The 4,033-nt window shown below is 70.8% G+C and carries 1 protein-coding gene; it reads right to left on the bottom strand.

Going from position 1 to position 4,033, the window contains the following annotated elements; genetic code table 11:
• On the bottom strand, nt 1–3,805 hold a 3,805-nt coding region (gene mobF / locus ACFV04_RS43470), incomplete at its 3' end, for a MobF family relaxase (RefSeq protein ID WP_380536606.1).
• Between the last annotated feature and the right edge of the window lie 228 nt (nt 3,806–4,033).

Genomic DNA, 4,033 nt, shown 5'->3' on the forward strand with positions numbered 1-4,033 from the left:
CGGGTGCCGGACGGGTCGACTGCCAGGCCGCCACAGCGGCCGTCGCGGCGTCGTAGTCCGCACGCTGCACCGCCTCGGCAGGCCGCTCACCAAGGGGATCCGTCTCGTGACCGTACCGCCACACCCTGCGGTAGGTATCCACCGCGGCCGCCGTCGTATCCCACTCGGTGCCGGCCCGCGCAGGGCGCGGGCCGAGGCCGGACAACCAGTCCGGAGGTCGGCTCCCGAACCTGTCCGCGAGCACCACCGGATCGGGCACGACCTGCGCCGCCCGCCACAATCCCCGCTCCCCGCTCCGCTCCCCGCCCGGAGCCGGGCCAGTCGGATCCGACCCCCGATAGCCAGTCAGATCACGGTAAGCAGCCGCCGCGGCAAGCCGCTCCCCCCACACGGCCGCGTGCCCCGGATCCGCCGGTTCGGGACCGTAAACGGCCGCCCAGCCCTGACCGGCCGCGGCGTCCGCGCGGGCCGTCTCAGCGACCTGAACAAACCGCCGCTCAGCAGCCACCGCAAGCTGATGCAGATACACCGATCGGCCGTCGGACGGGTCCGCACCGGGCAGGGACAGGCCCATCGCCCGGAACAGGTCGTCCCCGCGGGCCTGGCCCGCACCTCGGTGACCGACAGCGGTGACGGGCCGCTCGGCGCCCTCCGGCAGGCGGAGAAGCGCCGCGGCCGACTCGTTCTCCATCACCTTGGCGGCACGGGCGTGGAGGATCGCCGCCAGGTCGTTGAGCGGCCTGCCGTCGAAGTCGAAAGTGTTGCCCTGGGGGTCCTGGAAGGCTTCCCTGAGCAGCCGGTCGCTGTCGAAGCCCGCCTCCGCGAACCCGGCGAGCTGGTCCCGCAGGGCGGGCCATGCCGGGGCCCCGACGAGTTGCGTCGAAGCACGCTCGCCGAGCAGTCCGGCGACCGCCCGCCGGGCCTGCACGTCGGCGAGATCGTCGAGGACATAGGTCATCCGGTCGGCCTGCGTACGCAGGGACGCGGCCTTCCGGGCGAGCAGGCGCTCGACCGCAGTGACGGAGTACCGGGCGCCGTCACGGCCGAGAATCCCGGCGAAGACCTGGCGTGCCGCGTGCTCCGTACCTGGTTCCGCAGCCCCGTCGCCCGGCATCCGCGTGACCAGGTAGAGGTGGTTGGCCAGCCGCCCCCGGGTGGCCGCCGGATAGGCACTGTCACGGTCGAGGGAGCTGTCGAACAGGGCGTGCGCGGTGTCGACCGTGAGTTCCCGCGCCCGGTCCTTGGAGACGGAGTAGGCGAGGTCGACGGCCTGTGCACTGTACTCGACGGGAAGGGTCAGCTGCCGGCTGGTGCGGTCGTTCCGGACCCTCAGCGAGCCGTCCTCACCGACCGCTCCGACCGTCCAGACGTCGCCGCTGCGGACCCACTGGCGACCATCCTCGCTGAGGATCTTCCGGTTGTTCACCCGGGTGACGATCCGGTCACCCACCCCGCATCGGGAGCCGTCGAGCAGGGCCACCGTGGCGCTGTCGTCGACCTCGCCGAGGGCGATCCTGGCCTCACGGGCCCGCCGGGACAGCCGTGCCGCGAGGGCGTCGGAGGGGGCGATCATGACGCTCTGCAGACCTTCGGCACTGTCGCGGCGCCAGGCCTCGAACGCTGCGTCATGCATGGCCTCGGCGGCGCCGTGATGGATGCGGCCGTGGGCATCGTAGACGTCGAAGCAGCTGTCGTCGCCGAGCGACAAAGCCTGTGCCGCTTCCACCTCCCAGCCACGTATCGCGCCGCCGGTCTCTCGGAAGCGGCGGGCCTCCGAGAGCCTCGCGACCCCGGCGTCTGCCTCGATGAGACTGAGCGCCCCGGTGCCGGTCGAACCCTGCCGGCCGGCGTCCCCGATGAGGATCAGGCGCCCGTCGACCGCCTGGACCTGGCGGAGCACGGCATGCAGATCAGGGGTCGACGCCTGGCCCGCCTCGTCGACGATGACGATCTGCCCCGGGGCCAGGGTCCAGTCCCCGGCACCGCTCGCATACCGCTCGGACATCGCGCGCCAGCGGGCGGTGCTCGTCGTCCGGACGCCCGTCTCCTCGGCCAGGTTCCCGGCCAGTATCTGGCTCGAGGTGAGAGCGATCACCGGCACCTCGCGCGCGTCCGCGGCTTCCTTCAAGAGCCGCACGACGGCCGACTTGCCGGTTCCCGCAGGACCGACGACCGCGTTGACGTGGACGTCGGATCCGAGGACGTGATGGACGGCCGCGCGTTGCTCCGCCGACGGCGTGAAGCCGCGGCCTCGATCGCCGGCCGCCAGCACCCGGTCGATGTCGACGGGCTCGAAGCGGGCGATCGGGACGGGCCTGAGTGCCGCGTCGAGCAGGTCTGCCTCCGCCGCTCGCAGACGGTGCGAGCTGTACTGCTCCGCCCCGGGATCGGCGAACAGGGCGGTACCGTCGGCCCGCTGGTACTCCGCCGGGACCTCGACCGTGTCGGCGGGTTTCAGCGGCGCGCAGTGAGCCGGCGACAGCACCGTGCCGACGACTTCCTCCACCACCTCGTCGAAGCTCTCACCGGCCGCCAGGTGCCAGCCCGTGGCAGTCAGCTGGCGGTACGTCTCGGCCGCGACATGGGTCCGCGTCCAGGCCGATCGTGAGGACTCGAGGGTCGAGAGAACCCCGTCGACAACGTCGCTGAGGGACGCCGGATCCGAGCGTGGGGAATCGACCTGTCGGGAGAGCTCCGCACACTCGTCGAGCCAGCGCTCCGGGCTTTCGACACCGAGTTCGTTCGCCCTTCTGCGCCACTCGATCCGCTCCGACTCCGGGTCGCTCTTCTGCTTGGCCGGACGCTGCGAGAGCGCCGCGCTCTGGGCGAGCGCATAGGACTCCACCCGGGTCGGCTCACGCCCCTCCCGGGCCATGAACACCCGGGTCAGGTGTTCCAGCTCCCGCTCGGTGGAACGGCGCCTCGCGGAGTACGCGCGGACCACTTCCGGGCCCACTCCGACGAACTCCCGGACCGGTCGGCGGTCCGGACGGATCGTGTCGATACGCGGCCCGGCAACCACGCCGAAGGCCTCGTACATCCCGCGCTCGACCTCGGTGGTGTACATCTCCGACAGCGCCACGGTCATCTTGTGCAGCGGGCGCGCATCCAGTGCGAGCCACCGCCCGTCAGCGGTACGGACCTTCGCCGATATCAGGAGGTGACGGTGGAAGTCGGGATCACCCGCGCGGGAGGAACGATGGATGAACGACGCCGCGATGAACCCCTCCGCTCTGATCGTCACCTGGGACGCCGCAGTGGGGCCGCTGCGGGTCCAGCACGCTTCCGACTCCGTCCGGGCGAAGACCTTCTCGAAGGCCTTCTGCTCCACTTCCTCGAGCCGTGCGCGGGTCTCGTCGTCAGCCGTTGCCCAGAGAACCGAGAAGCTTTTGACGGGCGAGTAGACCATCTCCCAGCCGGAGCGAGCCGTACGGCTCCCTTCCCGGTTCGCCTTCACCCGGAGCTTCTCGCGACGACTCTCGGACGCCTCCGGCTCGGCGGCGAGCAGACGCTCGTACAGCACGTCGGCCGGAGTGTAGCGAGGAAACGCACGGCCGAGCTTCTCACCCGTGACGGGGTTGAGGGCGTACTTGAAAACGGCGTCCGACGCCTCCAGTTCCACCAGCGAACCGGCGATTCCGAGCGCCTGTGCCTGGGTTCCGATCCACACCCCCGGGGTGTCACCTCCGCCGGCCCAGTACTCGTCGAGACCGTTGACCGTCGACCTGTAGTCGTCCCCCACAACGGTGGCCGTTAGGTAGTCGGCCCCGGTCCCTGATGACGCGCCATGAATGGTTACCGTCATGCGCCCACACCCCCCGCTTCGCCCTCTTCAACTCTGATCTTGGTATGCATCGCTGACATGCTCTCAACCCACTGAACCGAATAGCAAGAGGTGTGCTTATCCGAGAAGGCTCTCTGCCGCATCGGTGACGGGCTTCGAATTCGGACGCCGAGCAAGCCGGGAAGCCCCGGGACGGAGACCGCGCCAGCGGGCTCCGGCCCCCGGGACGGAGACCGCGCCAGCGGGCTC

Source organism: Kitasatospora sp. NPDC059599 (assembly GCF_042735125.1).
Taxonomy (GTDB): domain Bacteria; phylum Actinomycetota; class Actinomycetes; order Streptomycetales; family Streptomycetaceae; genus Kitasatospora.